Annotated in this window: 14 protein-coding genes; 10 read left to right on the top strand and 4 right to left on the bottom strand. The window is 68.2% G+C overall.

Translation table 11 applies throughout. The features are described from left to right. The first annotated feature begins 131 nt into the window (after window positions 1–131). Window positions 132–1,085 (top strand): WcbI family polysaccharide biosynthesis putative acetyltransferase, encoded by a 954-nt coding sequence (locus tag AC3RJ9_RS09300; RefSeq protein WP_036313433.1) that lies wholly within the window; start codon window positions 132–134, stop codon window positions 1,083–1,085. Between the two features lie 112 nt (window positions 1,086–1,197). Further along, window positions 1,198–2,379: an NAD(P)/FAD-dependent oxidoreductase gene (locus AC3RJ9_RS09295; RefSeq protein WP_144919295.1), complete on the top strand. Its 1,182-nt coding sequence runs from the start codon at window positions 1,198–1,200 to the stop codon at window positions 2,377–2,379. Between the two features lie 170 nt (window positions 2,380–2,549). Here AC3RJ9_RS09295 and AC3RJ9_RS09290 read toward each other — a convergent pair whose 3' ends face one another. Further along, complete coding sequence (locus tag AC3RJ9_RS09290; RefSeq protein WP_170747984.1) at window positions 2,550–3,311, bottom strand: OBAP family protein; 762 nt, start codon at window positions 3,309–3,311, stop codon at window positions 2,550–2,552. Between the two features lie 327 nt (window positions 3,312–3,638). On the opposite strand from AC3RJ9_RS09290, the gene AC3RJ9_RS09285 reads away from it, so the two are divergent. Further along, the gene (locus tag AC3RJ9_RS09285; protein ID WP_020624892.1) at window positions 3,639–3,914 is read left to right on the top strand and encodes a DUF1540 domain-containing protein; all 276 of its coding nucleotides are present in this window, start codon (window positions 3,639–3,641) and stop codon (window positions 3,912–3,914) included. 9 nt (window positions 3,915–3,923) lie between these two features. On the opposite strand, the gene AC3RJ9_RS09280 is transcribed toward AC3RJ9_RS09285, so the two are convergent. Continuing rightward, entirely contained in the window at window positions 3,924–4,751 is an 828-nt protein-coding gene (locus tag AC3RJ9_RS09280; protein WP_336647143.1) for a hypothetical protein, read from the bottom strand. Between the two features lie 261 nt (window positions 4,752–5,012). On the opposite strand from AC3RJ9_RS09280, the gene AC3RJ9_RS09275 reads away from it, so the two are divergent. After that, window positions 5,013–6,163 (top strand): IS3 family transposase gene (locus AC3RJ9_RS09275; protein WP_489727647.1). Its coding sequence is split into 2 segments (ribosomal slippage): window positions 5,013–5,283 and window positions 5,283–6,163, totalling 1,152 coding nucleotides; the frame shifts between segments, so codons are not numbered across the junction. A 211-nt stretch (window positions 6,164–6,374) separates the two neighbouring features. On the opposite strand, the gene AC3RJ9_RS09270 is transcribed toward AC3RJ9_RS09275, so the two are convergent. Next, window positions 6,375–9,884, bottom strand: coding sequence for an AAA family ATPase (locus tag AC3RJ9_RS09270; RefSeq protein WP_134377537.1), 3,510 nt, complete (start codon window positions 9,882–9,884; stop codon window positions 6,375–6,377). Window positions 9,885–10,016: 132 nt separating this feature from the next. Then, entirely contained in the window at window positions 10,017–10,919 is a 903-nt protein-coding gene (locus AC3RJ9_RS09265; RefSeq protein WP_127435070.1) for a DUF3800 domain-containing protein, read from the bottom strand. Window positions 10,920–11,156: 237 nt separating this feature from the next. Between AC3RJ9_RS09265 and AC3RJ9_RS09260 the strand changes: the two genes are divergently transcribed. From AC3RJ9_RS09260 to AC3RJ9_RS09235, 6 genes are all read left to right on the top strand, one after another. Continuing rightward, a complete protein-coding gene (locus AC3RJ9_RS09260; RefSeq protein WP_216880420.1) occupies window positions 11,157–13,157 on the top strand; it encodes a type I restriction-modification system subunit M in 2,001 nt (666 codons plus the stop codon). Beyond that, on the top strand, window positions 13,154–14,305 hold the full coding sequence (locus tag AC3RJ9_RS09255; RefSeq protein ID WP_489727646.1) for a restriction endonuclease subunit S: 1,152 nt from the start codon (window positions 13,154–13,156) through the stop codon (window positions 14,303–14,305). Before AC3RJ9_RS09260 ends, AC3RJ9_RS09255 begins: the two co-directional genes overlap by 4 nt. A 5-nt stretch (window positions 14,306–14,310) precedes the next feature. After that, complete coding sequence (locus AC3RJ9_RS09250; RefSeq protein WP_489727645.1) at window positions 14,311–17,580, top strand: type I restriction endonuclease subunit R; 3,270 nt, start codon at window positions 14,311–14,313, stop codon at window positions 17,578–17,580. 1 nt (window position 17,581) lies between these two features. Next, a complete protein-coding gene (locus tag AC3RJ9_RS09245; RefSeq protein ID WP_060973626.1) occupies window positions 17,582–18,508 on the top strand; it encodes a GIY-YIG nuclease family protein in 927 nt (308 codons plus the stop codon). Window positions 18,509–18,603: 95 nt separating this feature from the next. Continuing rightward, entirely contained in the window at window positions 18,604–20,049 is a 1,446-nt protein-coding gene (locus AC3RJ9_RS09240) for a DUF262 domain-containing protein (protein ID WP_170748087.1), read from the top strand. Then, window positions 20,039–22,096, top strand: a complete 2,058-nt coding sequence (locus AC3RJ9_RS09235) for a GmrSD restriction endonuclease domain-containing protein (RefSeq protein ID WP_170748086.1) — start codon at window positions 20,039–20,041, stop codon at window positions 22,094–22,096. Before AC3RJ9_RS09240 ends, AC3RJ9_RS09235 begins: the two co-directional genes overlap by 11 nt. Window positions 22,097–22,123: the final 27 nt, after the last annotated feature.

The raw sequence follows: 22,123 nt of genomic DNA, 5'->3' as shown, positions 1-22,123 counted from the left end.
ACGGGAGGGCCGATGAGCGAGCTGGACGAGCTGGACTTCGCGGCGCTCTCCGCGTTCCTGGCCTGGTGGTTCGGGAAGACGGGCGTCGACTGGATCCGGCGCGAGGACGGCTGAGGAGAGAGGACGCAGGCGTGCACGAGGACGAGGGACGACGCCGGCACTACGGCCACTTCTACGGGCTCGAGGACCTGCCCGAGGGCGACCTGCTGCTGGTGTGGGGCAACTGCCAGGGCGAGTCGTATCGGCGGCTGCTCGGCGGGGAGCCCGGCACACCGCTGCACGGGGCGGACCTGGTGAGCGTGCGCGTGCCGCCCGCCTTCGAGGCCCAGCCGGACGAGGTCGAGCACCTGGAGCGGCTGCTGCCGCGCGTGAAGGCGCTCGTCACCCAGCCGATCCCGCACGACTACCGGGGCATGCCCATCGGCACGGACCAGCTCGTGGCCCGGCTGCCCGAGGACGCCGCCGTGGTGCGGATCCCCGTGGTGTACGACGTCTCGCGCTTCCCCTGGCAGGTCACCCTCCGCAACTGGAAGTTCGCGCCCGGGGCGGCCGAGCGGCCGGGGGAGGACCCGCCCGTCGTGCCATACCACGACCTGCGCGTGCTGGCCGAGGCGGCGACGGGCCGTCGCCGGGAGGTGGCGCCCGCGGCGATCCGCGAGGCCGCGGCCGCGTCCGTGCAGGCGCTGCGGGCGCGGGAGGAGGCGAAGGGGACGCTGTCCATGGCGGATCTGGTGGCGGCGGAGCGGGGCGTCGGCTTCTACACCGTGAACCACCCGACCAACACGCTGCTGACCCGCGTGGCCGAGCGCGTGGCCGAGCGCCTGCCGGGCGACGTCGCCGTCCAGCCCGTGCCCGCCTCCCGCGTGCTCCTCGGCGGGGTGCGTGCGCCCCTCGAGGCGGTCGTGGTCGAGGCCCTCGACCTCGACGCCGAGCCGACCGAGGACTGGACCGTGGCCGGACAGACCGTCCCGGCCGAGCAGCTGCGACAGACCCACCTGGACTGGTACGCGCAGAACCCGCAGGCTATGGAGGTGGGGCTGCGCAAGTACGCCGACCAGCTGCGACTGCTGGGCCTTGCGGCCTAGCGCCAGCTCCGGCCCCCAGTGGAGGATAGGCGGCACGTCCCGTCCGCCGCGGAACACGTCTGCGGGGGCGGACGTACCGTTCCTTTGACCCCGTCACCCCACGGAGGACCACGTGACCGAGCAGTACGACATCCTGATCGTCGGCGGCGGCAACGCCGGCGTGTCCCTGGCCGCCGCACTGCGGCGGAAGCGGCAGGGGCGGTTCGCCATCGCCGACGGCCAACAGCTGCACCGCTACCGGCCGATGCTGAACTACGCGGCGGGCGGGCAGGCGGACATGGCCCGGTTCGAACGGCCGATGCGGGCCGTCATCCCGGACGGGGTCGAATGGATCCCGGACCACGTCGTGGCCGTGGACGCCGAGGAACGGACCGCGGTGACGACCACCGGGCTGACCGTGGGCTTCCGCCACCTCGTGCTCTGCCCGGGGCTGACCCCGTGGTGGGGTGCGATCGACGGGCTGCGTGAGGCCTACGCCGCCGGATGGGCGGCGAGTGCGCACGTGCCCGAGCACGTGGACGCCGCCCGGGCGCTGCTGTCGCGTGTGGCCGCGGGGGACCGTGTGGTGGCGAATGTGCCGGCTGAGCCCTCCTCGTGCGGCGGCACCGTGCTCAAGGCGCTGTTCCTGGCCTGCGCGGCGTGGGAGCGCACGGGGATCCTGCCGGACGTGGACGTCCACCTGGTGACCCCGTACGGCCGGATCCTGGACCGGCAGACCATCGACCCCGCTCTGGCCGAGGCCGTGGCGAGGTACGGCATCCATGTGCACGCCGGCGCAGAGGTGAACGCCGTGGACCACGAGGCCCGCGAGGTGGTGCTCAACACCGGTGAGCGGATCACCGACGTCGCGGCCGCGTACATCACGCCCGTGGTGCGGGCCCCGGAGTTCATCGCCGAGGCGGGCCTGGCGGACGACGGCGAGGCCGGCCTGGCGGCCGCGGATCCCGCGACCCTGCGGCATCCCGTGCACCCGCACGTGTGGGCGCTGGGCGACGCCGCCGCCCTGGGCACACGGCCCTCCGGCGGAGCCCTGCGCCGGCAGGTCAAGATCCTGACCCAGAACATCCAGGCCGCGGACGCGGGGAAGCCGCTCCAGAAGTACGACGGCTACACCGTGATCCCCGTGATGGTCAGCCGGGACGAGCTGGTCCTGGACGAGCACGTCCGCGACGGCTCCGAGGACCGGTCGATCCCCGGCGTGGACCTGACGAAGCCGCGGAAGAGCACGGCGGCCTTCGACCGCTTCGGCCAGCCCCGGATCTACTGGCACCGACTGCTCAAGGGCAAGGTCTGAGCCCAGCGTTCTCGCTGTCGCGACACGTGCGGCGGACGTGCTGTCCCTCGCGGGGCGCGCCCGCCCGATCCGGACGACGGCGCCGGCCCGCCGAGCGTTTTCGTTCGGGAAACGGCGGCGTGTCGCACCGCTGTCGTTTGGGAAACGGCGCCCTGCCGACGACGCCGCCCTCAGTCGTCGCGGCCCCGCACCGGGCGCTCCTCGAGCGTGGTCTGCACGACCCGCCCGCGCTCCCAGCTGTTCGCGCCCGGCACCACGTCCGGGACCGGGATGTCCGCGCGGTTGCGTCGCTTGGCCGCGGTGTCCACGCCCACGCGCTCGTCGCGGGCGCGCAGGAGGGCCTCGTCCACCTGGCCGTCGCCGGTGAGGCCCATCATCAGCTGGGGGATGCCGTACGGGAAGTCGTCCCGGTCGTACTGCCAGGTGTGGAACGTCTTCCCGTAGGTGTGGATGAGGTCTTCGAAGTAACTGTGCTCGGCCAGCTCGGGCACCCCGGGGGCCGTGAGGGCGCCGGAGCTCACCTCGTAGTGGTGGCTGTGCCACAGGCGCCGCTCCTCGTCGGGGAGGCTGCGGAACCGCTCCTCGCTGATGATGTACTCGATGCCGATCAGCCGTGCGTCCGGCGCGTTGCGGTCGAAGATCACGCACTGGTGCAGGTCGTGGCGCAGGTGGATGCAGAAGTGGCTGGCTTCGACCTGCCGGCCGAGGTCGTCGGCGTAGAAGTGCAGTCCGTTGAGGTAGGTGCTCATCGCGCCCATGGGGTACTTCGGCTGGACCAGGCCGGATGCCGCGTCCAGGAGGCGGTGCTTGAGCGGGTGGCCCTTCCCGACGGCGGCCATGAGGGCGATCCTGCGGGCTGCGGTGACAGCGGCCGCGGTGCCCAGTCCGGCGGCGAACCCGAGGGCGGTGGAGGACAGGCGATGGGTGCTCATGGCCTCACGCTAGGAGTGCGGGGCGGACTCGGCCAGAGTGCCGGGGCTGCCGGGGCTGCTCAGGAGGCGGGGACGGCGGATCGTCTGCGCATCTGACCCTTCTGAGTGGGCGCGTGGTCGCCAGAAGGGCCAGAGATGCAGAAGATTCCGGGCGGCCGGCGGGCACGACGTCGGTCCATACGACACGCGACAATGCGCAAAATACATTTGCGCTAATCGCCTATCGACTAAGGCTAGCCCCTCTTGTGCTATTCGCGGGCGGGAGTAATCTCGATTCCAGCAGCACCGCCCCGGCCCGGGGCGGGCCCGAACCGGGAGGATCACGCCATGACCACCGCCGTCCGCACCTGCGCCGCCAGTGCCTGCGCCTTCAATGCCGAGACGTCCTGCAACGCCCTGGCCATCACCGTCGCCGGCTCCGACCGCACGCCCGGCTGCGGCACCTTCGTCCAGCTGGACGTCCGCCGCCCGGTGACCGAGGGCGCCTCGACCGTCGGTGCGTGCCACCGCCTCGAGTGCACGTACAACGCCGACCTCGCCTGCACCGCCGAGGGCATCGAGGTCACGGACGTGGCCACCTGCGCCACCTACACGATCGACTGACGCCGCCCCTCAGGGGTGGGCGACCCGCGCCGGGATCGCGTCCAGCAGTCGCCGCCAGGCGTGTCGGGGGCTGTGATCGAGCCGGCCCGCACCGGGCAGGGCCACGTGCACCGCTGTGGCCTCGCCGTCGCGGACGCGCAGCAGGGTCACTCCAGCTTCGTCCGCGTCGAGGGCGTGGGCGGGCGACTCGGGCAGGGGCCCGGTGCCGACCTGCAACGGGGTGCTCTCGCCCGGCAACAGGCCCAGGGCGACGGCGTCGGCCAGGTCCGCGAGCACCTCGGGGGCGGTGCCCAGCACGTCGTCCGCCAGGTCTGCGAGCTCGGCCTGGTCGACGAGTCCGTGCGACGCGAGCGGCAGGGTGTGGCGGCAGAACACGGCGACGCCGTCGACGTCGTGCAGCAGGATCCGCTGGGTCTCGACGACGCCCACGCGCACCCGCGGGCCGACGTCGTCCACGAGGTCCGCGACGCGGCCGCGCAGCCCCAGCTCCGCGACCTCGGCCGAGTCCCGGCACCAGCGCAGGGTGCCGAGTAGATGCACGGACGCCAGGCGGGTGGGGACCGTGAGGTCCAGGGCGTCGCGCAGGACGTCCACGCGCACGTCCAGCGGCGCGGGCGTGTGGAACGCGCCGAGCGAACCGAGGAGGTTGGGGACGTGGGCGGCCACGAGGCGGCCGTCCGCGCTCACACCGTGGACGGCCGTGGTGAGCGTCTCGCCGGCGCGGAAGGCCGTGACCTCGACGGAGCCCTCGCCGCGGAGCAGTCGCTGGGCCAGCAGCAGGCGACGGGGCGCCACGGGCGGCAGCGGATGAGCGGGGTGCGTGGAGGCGTGGGCCATGGGGGTCCTTCCGGCGGGGGTCCGAGAACCAGTAAGGCACACCTCAGTGAGATACGCAAGGAGAGTGTTGTGTATTTGTCGTACGCGGGGCGGTGGGGGCGTGTGGTGCTGGGCTACGGTGACGGGACTCACATGCCGTCGTCGAGGGAGCCAGCCGATCATGACCTTCCGCCCCACCTGGGCTGACCCCGTTTCGTAGGTCCAGTCGTTATGAGAGTCGTCCTGTTGCCCGCGGTCGCGGGCAGGGAGACTGGTCAGATCATGACGAACAGCAGGAAGCGTCACACCCCCGAGCAGGTCGTCCGTAAGCTCGGGCAGGCCGACAGGATGCTCGCCGATGGTCAGGACGTCGCGGCGGTGTGCCGGGAGCTCGGGGTGTCCGAGCAGACGTACTACCGGTGGCGGAACCAGTACGGCGGCCTCAAGGCCGAGGACGCAAAGCGCCTGAAGGAGCTGGAGAAGCAGAACGCGACCCTGAAGCGTCTGCTCGCGGAAGCGGAGCTGGAGAAGGCCGCGCTCAAGGAGCTGGCTGAGGGAAACTTCTAAGCCCGGACAGGCGCCGCGCCGCCGTCGATCACCTCAAGCGCAAGTTGCGGGTGAGCGAACGGATGGCGTGCCGTCTGGTCGGGCTGAGCCGCTCCGCGTACCGGCGACCGCTCAAGGGCGACACGGTCGCGGACCCGGATCGGGCGCTCAGGGAGTGGCTGCGCGCCTGGGCGAAGGACCATCCCCGCTACGGGTATCGGCGGGCGTATCACGACGCCCGCGCCGAGGGGTGGGTGGTGAACCACAAGAAGATCCAACGCCTGTGGCGTGACGAAGGGCTCCGGGTCCCGCAGCGGCGTCGACGCAAGCGCGTCGGGTCCTCGACCGTCGACGCGCCGACGGCGGACGCGCCGAACGTGGTGTGGGCGGTGGACTTCCAGCTCGACGCCGACGAGCACGGACGACCGATCAAGATCTGCTCGATCGTCGACGAACACACCCGGGAGTGCATCGGCGGGCTCGTGGAGCGCTCGATTGCCGCCGGCCGACTCACCGCCCACCTCGGGGACCTCGTCGCCGCCCGGGGCGCCCCGGCGGTGCTCAGGTCGGACAACGGGCCGGAGTTCATCAGCGAGGCGGTGGCCGACTGGGCCGGCACCCGCACCGGCCTGTCCTACATCCCTCCGGGCTCGCCGTGGCGCAACGGGTACGTCGAGTCGTTCAACAGCCGGATCCGCGACGAGTGCCTCAACATCAACAGCTTCTACTCGCTGCTGCACGCACAGGTCATCATCGGCGACTGGAAGGACGAGTACAACCACCACCGCCGGCACTCCTCGCTCGGCTACCTAACCCCAGCCGAGTACGCTCGGCAGTGCACCCATCAAATGGAAACCGACGACTCACAGAACGTCCGGACCGAATGAAGGGGGCGGCTCAGTGGGTGCGCCGGACGCGCGAACTCCTGATGCTTTCGTTCGGGAAACGGCGCTCCCCAGCGCACTGTTGTTCAGAGAACGGCGCTGAGGACCGGGTCGCGTGGACGCGGTCGCGAGCCCCAGGCCCCCAGCATGTACTCCAGCTGCCGGGGCTCTCGCTCGACGATGCCCAGGTTGAACCCGTCGCAGGGCAGCGCGGTCACTGATCCTGGCCCGTAGGTTCCGCTGCAAGGACACCGATGATGGTCGCGTCTCTGATGTGCCGGATGTCGTCGCCGTCCGTCGATGACTCGGTGATCCAGGTCTTGTGCGCTTGGGAGATGGCGTCGGCGTAGTTGCGGGCCTGGCGAGCGTTGGCGCGGGACTCCGGCGGCAGTGCGGCGTATCCCTGCGCGACGGCGGACCGGAGCACGGTCTCGTCAAACGACCAGGTCCGACGCAGGGTGCGCACCACGATCTCCGCGATGTCGTCGGGGCTGTAGTCCGGGAACTCGATATTGTGCGGTACTCGGGATGCCAACCCCGGGTTGAGGGAGAGGAACTGCGCCATGCGGTCGGTGTACCCCGCGAAGATCGCGATGAAGGAATGACGATCGTCCTCCAGGCGTGTTATGAGGGTCTCCACGGCGACTTTGCCGAAGTCGTTCGAGCTGTCCGGCATGTCCAGCTGATAGGCCTCATCCACGAACAGCACACCACCGCGTGCCTCGTCCAGAAGGAGACCGGTGCGTTCTTCGGTGTGACCGATGTAGCGGCCGACCATTCGCTCCCGACTGGCTTCGACCACCTGGGGAGTAGACAGGATGCCGAGGCGATGGAAGAGCTTCCCGACCAGGCGGGCGACGGTCGTCTTGCCGGTTCCCGGGCTGCCGGCGAACACCATGTGATACGTGGGGCGCGGCAGGTCGACGCCGGCGTCCCGCAAGCGCTCGTCCGCCTCTGCTTGGGCCACCAGCCCGCGCACCCAGGCCTTGACGGTCTCGAGCCCAACCATCTCGTCCAGCTCCACCAGTAGGTGGTCGACGCCGGTGTCGTCTTCCGTAGATCGGCCCAGCAGAGCATGCAGGTCCGCTGGGTCGACTTGGGTGAGCCGTTCGTCTTCGACCCCCACCATGTCCTCGGCCGCTCCCGACTCGGCCATGACGCGATGGGCCATGTGCCGGACGAGTCTGTCGTTGAGATTACGGACCCAGCGGCCGTTGCTGCGATCCCCCGAGGACCGGTGCGCCTCCGCCACGGTGCGCCGGTAGGCGTCGGGATCCACGGTGAAGCCGTCGTCCGCCAGGGCGGCGAGGCCCATCTGGACGAGCTCGGCTGTGCTGTAGTCCTCGAAGTCGAAGCGCAAGGGCACACGCGAGCGCAGCCCCGGGTTGGCTTTGAAGAATGCGTGCATCTGCTCCGGATAGCCCGCGAGGATCACCATGAACTCGTCTCGGTGGTTCTCCATGAAGGCCAGCAGGGTTGCGATCGCCTCACGGCCAAAGTCCTGGGGCCCTCCTTCCGCGAGTGTGTAGGCCTCGTCGATGAAGAGGATGCCGCCCAAAGCGGACTCCAGGATCCTCCGGGTCTTCGGTCCAGTGCCGCCGATGTGCTCAGAGACCAGGTCCTCACGGGTGACCTCGACGAAGACGTCCGAGGACAGCACACCTGCCTGATGTAGTGCGCGGCCCAGCAGCCGGGCCACCGTGGTCTTGCCGGTGCCGGGGTTGCCGAGGAACTGGCTGTGCAGGGTCTGCCGCCGGACGGCGAAGCCGCGCTGTCGGCGTGCCTCGGCGAAGCGGACCTCCGCGATGAACGTCTGCACCTGGTTCTTGACGTCGGCCAGCCCGGTGAGGGCGCTCAGCTGAGCCATGGGGTCGCAGTTAGTGTCCGCCAGATCTGCCCCGTCGTGGCCACGCCCGGCGGAGGGTTCCCTGTCACCTGTGCTGTTCTCGCCTGGGTGCTCGACCAGGGTGGCATCCGCTGTGGCTGTCTGTGAGGGCTCCTCCGCCGTGGCGATGGCATCTTCGGGAATGCTGTGCAACGCCGTGTCGGTGGTGATGAGGTGAAGCGCGTGGGGTGCTGAGCTCACGTGGGCGATCTGAAGGGAGCCGGCGACGAACACCTCGCACGGTTCCTCGACGCACAGATCCGCGATGGTGCCGCGGCCGCCTTCCTCGACGGCGAGGGCGCGCAGGTGCGGGGTGGTCGGGGGGATACGGAGGGTGCCGAGGCTCAGGGCTTCACCGGATCCCAAGACATAGAGCTGGTTCGCCGTGCAATCGGTCAGGGTGGCGCGTGCGGAGGACTCAAGACGAACGATGCCGAAGGTGGAGTCCTCGGCCACGATCACGCCGCCCTGCGTGCCCAGCACGTCGGCAAGGTAGGACGTGGGTTCGGAGACGACCCGCACCTCGTTGAGTGTGAGCCGCCCACCGGAGGAGCACAGTGGAGAGAATACTTCCGCTTTGGTGGGGTCCACCAGGACACCAGTGAGCGTGGCGTTGCCGCCGGCGTGCACATTCACGGCGTTCCCGGTAGACGGTGTCACAAGTAGCATGTTCTCGAGGCGGACGGTGGCACCGTTCGGGATGCCGACAGCGCCGTGGAGGCGGATGCGGTCAGCGCGCCCCGTGCCGCGGATGTGGCAGTTCAGCATGATCGCAGGATCAGGGAGGTGGAAGTCCCCCTCCTCGAGCACCAGCGTGTCACCGGGGCGGAGCTGGTCCTGGACGGTTGTAAAGTCTGCGCCCTGGGCGGCCGTCCACATCACCGCCCGGGGCTTGGCTTCCTCCTGGCGGCGGGCCTCCGCCTGAGCTTCAGCGGCCGCCTGGCGTGCGGCTTCGCCTGTGGCAGCAGCCTCAGCAGCCGCTTCCTCGGCACGACGGCGGGCTGCCGCCTCCTCGCGCTGTCGACGTTCCGCGACCTCCTGTTCCGCCTTCTGCCGATCGATGTCGGTCACGCGCACAGTGTCCGGCGGTATCTGGACGTGCGACCCGCCTGAGGTCATCACGTGCACGTCGACATCGCTTGACGTGGAGACCTCGGCGACATCTAGAGCGCTGTCCTCGAGGGACAGCTCGAGGTACGTGATATCGGTGGTGAGCCGCTCGGCCTTCAGCACACTGAAGGCGGTCAAGACGAGCCCGCGCATGCCTTCTGCCGGGGCCAGGCACAGGGTGCCGCGGGCGTGGACCTTGCTGGCAGCGGAGAGATGGAAGGCCCCGTGGGTGGAATCAACGGTGGTCACTGTTGAAGCCACGGCGTTGACGGTGCCGGTGGTGGAGTCTTCGAAGGTCGCGGTGCCCTGTCCCTCCACGTAGAGGGCACAGCCCCCGGGACCCTGGTCGAGGGTCGAACGACGCACCGTCACCGCGCCACCCTCCGAGTACACGGCGGGAAACTGGCCGGTGGGCTCAGGCTGGATGGCGGTGTAGAGGAAGACGGCGGAGGCTGTGGGGCCGTGCAGACGTACGGCGTTGTGGAAGTGCGGCGCCTGCAGCGTCAGATTCTCTACGGAGATTTGGCCGTGCACATCCAGCTGGGTCACGAGGATGACGTCCTCGGGGCGAGATCCGGCCCCGATGATCCGTAGGTTTCCGACCGGAATGCTCTCGAACTCCGCGTAGGTTCCGGGGGTGAGCGCGATCGTCGCTCCGGGGGAGGCCTTGTCCAGCGCCTGCTGGAAGGTGAGACCGAAGAGTCCGTCATGGACGCGCAGAATGGACACCGGCACTCCTCGGATCTCAGGCGATGGATTCTCGGCTCAGCATAGCCGCTGGCTGGGCTGTGAAACCGGTATCAGTAGGGGAACCCGCGCAGCTGCAGGGCGGGGGGTTCTCTCCATCAGTGACCCCGGGTCTTAGCGTCCCGAGCGCCAGATCTTCGCCATCTTCTCCGCCGCCGCGGGGTCCACCGAGGCCCCCAGAAGCTGTCCATGCGGGGTCGGGGCAAGTCGCCGTTCGCGGTGGAACAGCTCAGAGTGGTTGATGTCCTGCACGCCGCGGTTCCACAGGTGCAGTTTGGACTCGTAGGTGAAGCTGCCCCTCATGGATGCCAGCCGCTGGGGGTCGGTGACCCAGGCGTACTTGGACGAGTCGTTGAGCTGGTGATCGACAGCGCGTGTGACGGCGGCGGCGACCCAGTCGGCGAACTGCACGTTGGAGCTCAGCGAACTGTCCACGTGCATGGGCGGTTCCACGATGCACCGCATCTCCGGAAAGTCGCCGGCTCGGCTGAAGATGTGGGCATACATCGATGCAACGCGTTCGACTCGCGTCTTCTCATTGATTTGATCGATGATCACCATGAGGTTATGTCCGTGATGGTGGGCATGGCGGGCCAGACGGTTCAGAGTCTCTCGCATGGCGTCGGCTTCGCGTTTCTCGACGTCGAGGCCGATCTGCTTGGGCGTCCCACGCTGCTTCTCGTCGGCGTAGTAGAACAGCTTGCCGGCGTGGTCGGCGACGACGGACCGCACGAGCGCATCGAACACGCGGAGCTGCTGCGGAAAGCGCGCGGGGGTATCCGGCCGGAACAGATTGGCCCCCTTGAACTCCCACCGTCCGGGGTGTTTCGCTCGGTCGATCTCCGAGGCGAACAGCTGACGCTTCAGTGCGGTGAACTTCGCTCCAAAGCCTCGTGCGGCAGACTCCGGCATGACGAATCCGGCATAACCGAAGGCTGGGCTTGTCCGGAAGCGAGGATGGTCCGGGCCGACGTAGGCGCCCGGCTCGCCGATCTCGTCGATGTACGCCAGCAGCATCTGACCATTGTGCAGGGCACAGCGGACACTGCAGACAAGCGCAGAGGCCCACGCAAGCGTGGGCCTCTCGAATTGGTGCTCGGGGCACTGTCTCAGCCCTAGCTACCACACGCGAGCGTACTCGCGCGCGCAGAGCATAGGCAAGTGTGGTTGTGTATGATCCGTCGCCCTGTCGGGTCGCTGCGGGGTCGGAATGGGTCCCGTCCAGCGGCCCGCCCCCACCATTCGAAGGACCCCATGACCACCCCCGCCACGCGCGGCGCTGCCTCGGCGCCCCACCGCTCTCCCCAGAACCTCTCGAACTTCGTGTGGGGGATCGCGGATCAGCTCCGGGGCGTATTCAAGCCGAACCAGTACGGCACCCTCGTCCTTCCGCTCACCATCCTGCGCCGCATGGAGGCGGTCATGGCCCCGCACCGGGAGTTCTTCGCTGAACTGGCGGCCAAGGGCCATCCAGACTTCATGCTGGACAACCTGGTGGAGTCGCGCACGGGCCTGACGTTCTACAACCTCAGCCCCTTCACCCTGGACCGCATCCTGCAGGAGCCGGACCTGCTCCGCACGAACCTGCTGGCCTACGTGGACGGCTTCTCCCAGAACGTGGCGGACCTGTTCACCTACTACGAGTTCGACAAGACGGTCGCCAAGCTGGACGAGCACGACCGCCTCTTCCTGGTCCTGCAGCAGTTCGCCTCCATCGACCTCTCCCCGGATGCCGTCTCCAACGCGGAGATGGGGACCCTCTTCGAGGACCTCATCCGCCGCTTCGCGGCCGCCTCCAACGAGACCGCCGGTGAGCACTTCACCCCGCGCGACGCGGTGAAGCTCCTCGTGGACCTGCTCACCGCCAACGACGACGACGTCCTCACCGGCTACCCGGTCCGCACCGTCTATGACCCCACGGCCGGCACCGGCGGCATGCTGTCCCTGCTGGACGAGCGCCTGCGCCGCATGAACCCGAACGCGGAGGTCCGCCTGTTCGGACAGGAGCTCAACGACCAGTCCTACGCCATCTGCAAGTCCGAGCTGCTCGGCAAGGGCCAGGACGCGGACGGCATCGCTCGCGGGGACACCCTCAAGAACGACGCCCACCTGACCGAGCGCTTCGACTACGTCCTCTCCAACCCGCCCTACGGCGGCGACTGGAAGGCCTCCCGCACCGCGGTGGAGAAGGAGATCGCCGCCGGTGGCGCCACGAACCGCTTCCCGGGTGGCACCCCCGCCATCAGCGACGGCCAGATGCTGTTCCTCCAGCTCGTGGCTTCGAAGCTCCGCCCGGTCTCGGAGGGTGGAGGTCGGGCCGGCATCGTCCTCAACGGCTCCCCGCTGTTCACGGGCGGGGCGGGCTCGGGCCCGTCCGAGATCCGCCGCTGGCTGCTGGAGTCGGACCTGGTGGATGCAATCGTCGCGCTGCCCACGGACATGTTCTACAACACCGGCATCGCCACCTACGTGTGGGTGCTGGACAACAACAAGTCGGAAGAGCGCCGCGGCAGGGTGCAGCTGATCGACGCCCGCACGTTCTTCACCAAGCTGCGCCGCAACGTGGGCTCGAAGAACAAGGAGCTGTCCAAGGCGGACCGCCAGCGCGTGCTGGACATCTACCGGGACTTCGACGCCCAGTCCGAGGCCAACGCCGAGTTCTCCAAGGTCCTCACCGCGCAGGACTTCGGCTACCGGGAGATCTCCGTGGAGCGCCCGCTGCAGCTGCGCTTCGAGGTGGAGGACGCCACCATCGCGGCGGCGCTCGCCACCAAGCCGGCGGACAAGCTTCCCGACGACGGCCGCTCGGCTCTCGGGGCCGCCCTCGCCTCCCTGCGTGGCCGGGTCTGGGACCACCAGCCCACTTTCGTGCTGGACCTGAAGAAGGCGCTGAAGGAGCACGGCGTGACCGCCGGCGCTCCACTGGTGAAGGCCCTGACCGGGGCGATCGGCGTGCACGACCCCGAGGCGGAGGTCGTGAAGAACACGAAGGGCGAGCCGGAGCCGGACACCTCGCTGCGCGACACCGAGCTCGTGCCCTTCGGGCGGGACATCCACGAATACTTCGAGGCCGAGGTGGCCCCGCACGTGCCCGGCGCCTGGATCGACGAGTCCAAGACGAAGATCGGCTACGAGATCCCCTTCACCCGACTGTTCTATACGTACGTGCCGCCCCGCCCGCTCGAGGAGATCGACGCCGAGCTCAAGCAGCTCACCGCCGAGATCATCGAGCTGTTGCAGGAGGTTGAGCGGTGACTATTCCGTTGAAGCGACTCGCTGAGTGCCGCGACGATCTGCGGCGGCCCGTCAATGCGACTGAGCGCGCGAAGATGCAGGGAGATATCCCGTATTGGGGTGCCAATCAGATTCAGGACTACGTGGATACGGCGCTCGTTGACGGGCAAACCGTTCTCATTGGTGAAGACGGGGCACCATTCTTCGACCGCAATCGAGACGTGGCCTTCTACGTGGATGAGCCTATTTGGCCGAACAACCACATCCACGTCCTGAAACCACTTCCACATGCCGATCCGCGGTGGCTTGCATACGCCCTGAACTCCGTCGATTTCAGCCGTTGGATCTCTGGTTCTACGCGAGACAAGCTCACTCAGGCCGACCTCATGCGCATCGAACTGCCCAGTTATTCATTGGGCCGACAGTCGAGCATTGCGGACTACCTCGACCGTGAGACCGCCACGATCGATGCCCTGATCGAGAAGCAGCACGATCTCGTCTCGGCCCTACGTGATCGTTCGTTGGCCGTGCGTGATGCGGTGTTTGGTCCTCGAGTCGGTCATGGGGAGCGACTGAAGTGGGCTATTCAGGAAATCGACGAACGTGCAGGAGAGGTGCGTCGTACTTGGGACGTGCTTTCGGTGTCGATCGCATGGGGAGTCAGCCGCAAGTCGGACCGAGGGATTCATCAGGCGTCTTCGGAGGACACCAGTCACTACAAGGTCGTGCGTCCTGGAGACGTCGTCATCAACCGTATGCGCGCGTTCCAAGGGGGACTCGGGTGTTCTGACTTTGAGGGTCTTACGAGCCCGGACTACGGCGTATTGCGAGTGCGCAACCTGAACGTTGATTCACGTTGGGTTGCGGCTGTGATGAAAACTGAGATTTTCGTCGGCGAGATGGTCAGCAGGCTTCGCGGCATCGGCACGGTCGATGGCTCCAGCGTCAGAACGCCGAGAGTTTCGCTATCCGACATCTGTGAGATTCGAGTTTTTGTCCCACCACTCGAAGTCCAGCGCGCCGACGTGACGCGCTTCGAGTACGAAAACGCACAGATCGACGCGCTCATCGCCAAGGCGGAGCGGTTCATCGAGCTCGCCCAGGAGCGCCGCGCGGCGCTGATCACCGCCGCCGTCACCGGCCAGATCGAGATCCCCACGGAGGACTGACCGCCATGGCCATCCACAACGAGAGCGAGCTCGAGACCTACATCTGCGAGTACCTGGAGCAGCACGACTGGCTCTACTCGCCCAACGATGCCGGCTACGACCGCAAGAACGCGATCTTCCCCGAGGACGTCCACGCCTGGCTGGCCGAGAACCAGCCGGAGGACTACGGGCGCATCGTGAAGGCCGATGCCCCGGCCTCCGCCCAGCAGGCGCAACGGGACCAGATCACCACCCGTCTGATCGACGTGCTGAACAAGCCGCAGGACACCGGCGTCGGCGGCACGCTCAACGTGCTTCGCAAGGGCTTCAAGGTCGGCACCTCCGCCACCCTGCGCATGGCAGAGCCGCGGCCGGCCACGAACCTGAACCCAGCCGCCGTAGCCTCCTACGAGCGCATGCGCCTGCGCGTGATGCGGCAGGTCCACTTCACCGGGGCGCACGAATCCGAGTCCGTGGACCTGGTGCTGTTCGTCAACGGCCTGCCCGTGGCGACAATCGAGCTGAAGACCGACTCCACCCAGTCCATCGGCCACGCGAAGAAGCAGTACCGCGAGCGCAACCCGAAGGCCACGCCGCTGTTCGGGTTCGGCACCCGCGCCGTGGTCCACTTCGCCGTCTCCAACCGCGAGGTCTGGATGACCACCAAGCTGGCCGGGAAGGACACCTTCTTCCTGCCCTTCAACCAGGGCGACGACGGCCACGCAGGCAACCCGCTCAACCCGAACGGCGGTTCCTCCACGGCCTACCTGTGGGAGCGGATTCTCCAGCGGGACACCTGGCTCGAGATCCTCCAGAAGTTCGTCTTTCTCAAGAAGGAGACCGTGGAGGACGAGTACGGCCGCTCGCGCCGGAAGTCGACGCTGATCTTCCCGCGCTTCCACCAGTGGGAGGCCGTCACCACGATGCTCGCCGCCGTCCGTGAGGAGGGCGCCGGGGCGTCCTACCTGATCGAGCACTCCGCGGGCTCCGGCAAGACCAACACCATCGCCTGGACCGCCCACCGGCTGCTCTCCACCTACGGGGCGGACGAGCAGCGGGTGTTCGACTCGGTCATCGTGGTCACCGACCGCACCGTGCTGGACGACCAGCTTCAGGAGGCCGTCCGGCAGATCGAGCGGACCTCCGGCACCGTGGTGGCCGTGGACCGCAAGAACCTCGGGGGAGAGGCCGCCAGCAAGTCCGCCCTGGTGAAGCAGACCCTGCTGCAGGGCAATCGGATCATCGTGGTGACGCTGCAGACCTTCCCCGCCGTGCTTGAGCTCCTCAAAGGTGACTCGACGCTTGCCGGCCGCACCTACGCGGTGATCGCGGACGAGGCGCACTCCTCCCAGACCGGCTCCGCCGCAGCCAAGCTCAAGCGCGTGCTCACCCCGGACGAGCAGGCCGACCTCGAAGACGGGGGAGAGGCGGATACCGAGTCCATCCTCGCCGCCGAGGTCGCCGCCACCGGACGCCCGGAGAACATCAGCTTCTTCGCCTTCACCGCCACCCCGAAGGACAAGACCCTGCAGATGTTCGGCCGCCCCTCCGGCGAATACGACGAGAAGGGCCAGGAGATCCCGGCCTCCTTCCATCGGTACACCATGCAGCAGGCCATCGAGGAGGAGTTCATCCTCGACGTGCTGAAGAACTTCACCAACTACGACACCGCCTTCAAGCTGGCCCTGGCCGGACAGCAGGGTGAGTTCCGTCCGGACGGCGACCGGGCCGCCGTCGGGAAGCCGACCACCGAAGTGGACCAGACCGAGGCGAGCAAGAAGCTCATGCGGTGGGTCAAGCTGCACCCGACGAACATCGCCCAGAAGGTCAAGATCATCGTGGAGCACTTCCGCGCCAACGTGGCCGGACTGCTCGACGGGCAGGCCAAGGCCATGGTGGTCACCGACTCCCGCGCCGCCGCCGTCCGGTACAAGCGCCAGATGGACCAGTACATCCAGGACATGGGGTACACGGACGTGGACACGTTGGTGGCCTTCTCCGGCGAGATCACCGACGACGAATTCGGGCTCGAGAAGGTCACCGAACGGTCCATGAACCCGTCCGTGACCGGTGACCTGGCGAAGGCGTTCGACGGGGACGGCTACCAGGTGATGATCGTGGCCAACAAGTACCAGACCGGCTTCGACCAGCCGAAGCTCTGCGCTCTGTACGTGGACAAGAAGCTCTCCGGCGTGCTCGCCGTGCAGACGCTGTCGCGCCTGAACCGCGCGGCGCCCGGCAAGGACACCACCTACGTGCTGGACTTCGTGAACTCCGAAGACGACATCCAGGCCGCCTTCGAGCCGTACTACGCCGGCGCGAAGCTGGAGACGGTGACGGACCCGAACCTGATCCACGACCTGGGGACGAAGCTCGACGCCGCGGGTGTGTACGACTGGGACGAGGTCGACGCGTTCGCCGAGGTGTGGGTCGCGTGGAAGCCGGGGAGCGGGCAGGAGGGCCTGCAGGCTGCGCTGGAGCCCGTGGCATACCGGTTCCGCAAGGAGCTGGCGCATGCGCGGATGAACCAGGACGAGTCGCGCGTGACTGAGCTCGTGCTGACGCGCAAGGACATGCGGTCCTTCGTCAGCCTCTACGACTTCCTCTCCCAGATCTACGAGTTCGGGGACACCGAGCACTACAAGCGGGCGCTGTTCCTGCGGCACCTGGTGCAGCTCGTGGGCGATCAGCCCGGCGGTGAGGAGCTGATCGACCTGAGCGATGTGCAACTGGTGAGCATCCGGCAGACGAAGACGTCCTCGGGGGACATCGGGCTGACCGGTGGGGCCGCGCTGAAGGGGACCACCGCCGTGGGAGGCGGGCAGGCGCGTGAGAAGCAGCGCGGGCCGTTGGAGGAAGTGATCGAGAAGATCAACGAGATCTTCGCCGGTGAAGGCGTGGATGCGTCCCCGTCCCAGCAGGAGGCGTGGGTCAGTGCCCTCGTGGCGCCGCTCATGGAGGACGAGAAGCTGCTGGGGCAGGCCGGAGCGAACTCGCTGGAGCAGTTCCTGGCGAGCCCGAACCTGGAACGGTCGGCGATGGGCGCCGTGTACGCGAACGAGGACACCTTCGCGAAGATGACGGACATCGTGGGCAGGGGTGGGGACCCGTCCAAGATGATCGTCGCTGCCATCGGGGAGTACCTGTACTGGAAGGTGCGGAGCGAGGGGGCTGGGCCGGTGGACGTTGCTCATGGACGGTCCGCCGTTTTCGCTGACGAAACGGCCCCTTCGCAGGGCACTTCCGTCGATGAGAGGGCGAGTGCGACGCCGTCGCGCGTTCGGAAGGGGAGCTGAGATGGCACATCCCAAGACACTGCAGGTCTTCCTGATGGACGGTGCACCCACCGGTCGGCTGAAGTGCACCCTCGACAACTGGACGGGCCTCGTGTACGTGGTGCCACGCACCAGTCTCAACGCGGACGGGCACCCCGAGGCGTTCGAAGGCACCGGTGTGTACCTGCTGCTGGGGCAGGACGCCGATTCCGGCGACGACGTCGTCTACGTCGGGCAGGCCGTCGGGCGGGCCAACGGCAACGGCATGGTGGGCAGGATCCGGGAGCACGTCCGGAAAGAGGCGCACGACTTCTGGAACCGGGCCATACTCCTCTCCACCCTCGGGGACACCTTCGGCCCCACGGAGGTGACCTACCTGGAGCACTACTTCCACCAGGCGGCCACCACGGCCGGGCGCTTCACCGTGGACAATGCGGTGGCACCCTCCCAGGGCAACGTCACGCAGGAGAAGAAGGCGGAGCTGGAGGAGTACGCCGACAAGGCCAAGCTCCTGATCAGCGCCCTGGGGCACCGCGTCTTCGAGAGCGCCGACGGCTCACATGCCGCGGCCGCGGCGGGCCGGGCCACCCAGGCGCCCGAAGCGGCGCCGAAGCGCACCCTGTTCACCATGACGGTCAACGGCGTCAGAGCCCAGGGACACCCCACGCCGGACGGGTTCGTCGTCCTGCGGGGCAGCGGCCTCATGGAGGGGTTGCGGCCCAGCGCACCCCCCGGTGTCCGGGCGGGCCGGGAGCGCTTCGCCGACCACATCGGTGCCGATGGGGTGCTGACCGAGGACGTCTCCTTCACCAGCTCCTCGGCCGCGGCCGGATTCGTGGCCGGCGGGAGCATGAGCGGGCCGTCCTCATGGCGGGCGCCGGATGGGCGCACCCTCGGCGAGGTCGAGGCCGCCTCGGCCGCGCCGGAGCCCATGGAAGACGACGCCTGATGAGGACGCGGCCGACCGCTTTGGATGCCGCCGTCGACCATCCGCGGGGTGCCCAGAGCGACGCCCAAGGACCGGGGACGGGGCGCTCCGGGTCGTTGACCGCGAACGTCCTGACCGTCGCGGACGCACTGCGCGACCCTCGTCTCCGTATCCCCGAGTACCAGCGGCCCTATACGTGGTCCACGACCAACACGGGGCAGCTCGTCGAGGACATCCGTCGCTTCCGTGCGGCCGCGTCCTACCGGATCGGCACCATGATCGTGCACCTCGAGGACGGCTGGCTGGACATCGTCGACGGCCAGCAGCGGTACATGACCTTCGCCCTGATCGCGCTCGCACTGCAGGAGGTCCTGGGCGACACCGCCGAGCGCGCCGAGCACCAGCGTGCGGCCCTGGACCGCGCGGCGGCCATCGAGCTGCCGCCGGGCCGCCGGGACGTGTCGGAGCGCCACATCGTCGAGAACCACCGCCTCATCCTGCAGACATTCCGGTCCTGGGACAGCACCGAGGTCGAGGACTTCGCGGACTACTTCCTGGACCGTTGCACGCTGGTGCGCCTGATCGTCAGCGACCTCGACGCGGCCTTCCAGATGTTCGACTCGCAGAACACCCGCGGCCGGGCGCTCCTGCCCACCGACCTACTGAAGGCATACCACCTCCGCGCCTATGCAGAGGCCACATCGGACCGGGCGGCGATCCTCGCGGCCGTGCGGGAGTGGGAAGCTACCCCGCCGTTCGAGATCCACCATCTCTTCTCGCGTCTGCTCTATCCGATCCTCCGCTGGAGCGCCGGTGAGTCCCTGCCGCGCGACGGCTTCACCGCGTCCCGGATCGGAGCGTTCAAGGGGATCTCCGCGGGGCCGACGGGCCTCGGCCGACTGCCCTGGGCGCACGGGCTTCTCATGGCCAAGGCCCACGTGGACGACTACAACGGGCGAAACGCCACGCTGATCGCGCACGGTGCCCTTCCTCCGCTGGAATTCCCGTTCCAGCTGACCCAGCCCGTCATCGACGGTGAGATGTTCTTCCGCCTCGTGCGCCACTACACCCGGCTCGCGAGGGACCTCGGCGTCTCCGCGACGGACGCGGAGCAGACCGCCGAGGACGACGCCCGTCGTGGGAGGGAGAACAGGCGATTCCAGACGATCACCCGGCTCGTCCGGGCCACCGGTACCGGCGCTGGCTACCGCTACACACAGGAGCTCTACGGAGCGCTGCTGCTGGCCTACGCGGACCGGTTCGGCGACCACGACATCGAGCGCGCCGCTCTCGTGCTCGCACGGCATGCCTTCGCATTGAGAACGCGGTTGACGCGGGTCTACCCGCGCTCCGTGGAACTTCACGCGCTGGGCCAGCACGGGGCGCCGGACCTGGAGGACCGGGTCAACCTGTTCCGCCTGATGAGGAGCAGCCTGGACCCCGCCGCCGTCACCGGGCGCGTGGCGGCCCTCCCCGGGCCGTACGTGGACGATGCCTCCCCGGTGGAGCGTCTCTACTCGGACACGCCCTGGGACACGGAGGAAGCCCACGATGCAGACTGAGAAGCACTCGCCTGAGGCGCTGACGATCGAGGAGGTCTTCACCGCCGCCCGGCACTACCGGGTGCCGGTCTACCAGCGGGCCTACGCCTGGACGCAGGTCGAGATCGCGACACTCCTCGAGGACGTGCGCCGCGCTCGCCTCCGCTCGGAAAAGCCGGATACGCAGGGAGCCTCGTCCGACTACTACCTCGGCTCGCTGGTGGTGAACCGAGCCACGACTCCCGAGGGCGTGCCGATCGACGAGGTGGTCGACGGGCAGCAGCGCCTGACCACGCTGACGGTGCTGGCAGCCGTCGCGGAGCGTGTCATCCGTGCCGGTGTCCTCGACCCCCGGGCGTTGGCCGTCCTGGATTACGAAGGGCGCCCCGAGGCCGGGGAGGACCTCGCGACCCTCCGTCGTCGGGGCGCCCCCGCCGGGACGTCGTTCCAGGTGGACGCCATCGGGGTGGCCGTCGAGACGATCGCTGCGGCCTGCCGGCGGGCCTTGGAACGGCAAACCCCGGCAGACGATCAGGAGGTGATGTTCGACGGCGACGACCTCGCGTACCTCTGGAAGCATGTCCGGTTGCTGCGCACCGAACTTCCGAAGGGCACGGACCTCAACCACTATTTCGAGGTGATGAACACCCGCGGTGAGCAGCTCGCCAAGCACGAGATCCTGAAGGCCACATTGATGCGGCCTCTCCAGGACGCCACGGACCGGAAGGTGTTCGCGCACGTCTGGGACGCCTGCGCCGTTCTGGACCGCCACATCCAGCTCCAGTTCTCGACGGAGCGGCCGAAGGATGGCGGTGAGGCGGCAAGAGACGCCGTCTTCGGCGGGTCCTGGTCGGCCCTCCTCACGCGGGATTTCGCGTCGCTGCGGGCAGCTCTCGCGCCGAGCCAGACCGCGATGGCGTCGGGCGCCCGCACCATCATTGGGGTTCTGCTGGCCGCCGGGCAGACCGCCGTGGAGTCCGGGCCCTCGTCCGACCAATGCCAGGACGACGCCGATACTGGCGCCTACGGGACCATCGTCGACTTCCCGAACTTGCTGCTGCATGTGCTGCGCGTGATGCAGGAGAAGGGTGAGGGGGCCGAGCCAGGCCTGCCACGGTGGGGCCAGGACTCGACGGGGGCCGTGCGGCTCGAGGACGGCTCCCTGCTGGAGCAGTTCGCCCAGCACGGCCAAGGCGACGCGGCCTGGTCTCAGCGGTTCCTCGTGACGCTGCTCCGTATGCGCCTTCTGCTGGACACCTATGTGATCAGGACTCTGGCGACGACGGGAACACAGGCGGACGAGGAGAACTGGGTGCTCAGCCGAGCTCAGAAGCTCGAGACGGAGGCCGGCGAGCGCTCTCCGCGCCGACGGCTGGGTGTGAAGAACACCTTCCAGGATCCGCAGGTCCAGGACGCCGTCCGGAACCTTCAGGCCATGTTCCAGGTCACCGACACGCGCCGCACGTCCAAGTACTTCCTGTACCGCATCCTGCGATGGCTGGATGCGCAGCCGGTGGACCGCGTGGACGGCGAGGCCTTCCAGCGCATGCTGGAGGACCTGGCCCGCGAGCGGCTTCGCGCCTACGACGCGGACGAGGGATTGGACCTCGGGGTCAAGGTCCCGAATTTCGTGTTCAACGTGCTGGATTACATCCTCTGGGATCTCGGACGCAATCCGGCCACCGAAGCGGGGCCGCTCTGGGCTGCACTCGGCGACGTCGAACGGAGTGTCCTGTCCCAACGTGCAGGCTCATTCCGCTTCCGGTACCGGACTTCGGTGGAGCACTTCTATCCCGTGGTTCCTGGCGAAGGACAGAAGGTCCTGACATCAACGGAGGTGGACCGTTTCGGGAACCTGTGCATCATGAGCCGACGCGAGAACTCCCAGCGGAACAACCTGATGCCAGTCTCCAAGGTGAAGCAGTACTCCTCGGACGAGCAGAGCCTCAAGTTCCAGCTCATGGCCGGCATCCTTGACGTCGAGGGCGACTGGGACAGCCCCCAGATCAGGAAACACGGGAACAGCATGCGGCGGGTGATCCACGAGTGGCAGGGCAGGCGGCCCTGACACCTCGGGACGTTCTGGCCCCAGAGG

The organism is Micrococcus sp. 63XJN7_6_ISO-PGPR-S23-444 (assembly GCF_058072765.1).
Note: the sequence above shows the minus strand (reverse complement) of the source record. Positions and strands in the feature narration are given on the sequence as shown.

Coding starts and splice junctions, on each gene's coding strand:
- AC3RJ9_RS09290 (WP_170747984.1), bottom strand. CDS start 3,311: ATGAGCACCCATCGCCTGTCCTCCACCGCCCTCGGGTTCGCCGCCGGA.
- AC3RJ9_RS09285 (WP_020624892.1), top strand. CDS start 3,639: ATGACCACCGCCGTCCGCACCTGCGCCGCCAGTGCCTGCGCCTTCAAT.
- AC3RJ9_RS09280 (WP_336647143.1), bottom strand. CDS start 4,751: ATGGCCCACGCCTCCACGCACCCCGCTCATCCGCTGCCGCCCGTGGCG.
- AC3RJ9_RS09265 (WP_127435070.1), bottom strand. CDS start 10,919: ATGCTGCTGGCGTACATCGACGAGATCGGCGAGCCGGGCGCCTACGTC.
- AC3RJ9_RS09260 (WP_216880420.1), top strand. CDS start 11,157: ATGACCACCCCCGCCACGCGCGGCGCTGCCTCGGCGCCCCACCGCTCT.
- AC3RJ9_RS09250 (WP_489727645.1), top strand. CDS start 14,311: ATGGCCATCCACAACGAGAGCGAGCTCGAGACCTACATCTGCGAGTAC.
- AC3RJ9_RS09245 (WP_060973626.1), top strand. CDS start 17,582: ATGGCACATCCCAAGACACTGCAGGTCTTCCTGATGGACGGTGCACCC.
- AC3RJ9_RS09235 (WP_170748086.1), top strand. CDS start 20,039: ATGCAGACTGAGAAGCACTCGCCTGAGGCGCTGACGATCGAGGAGGTC.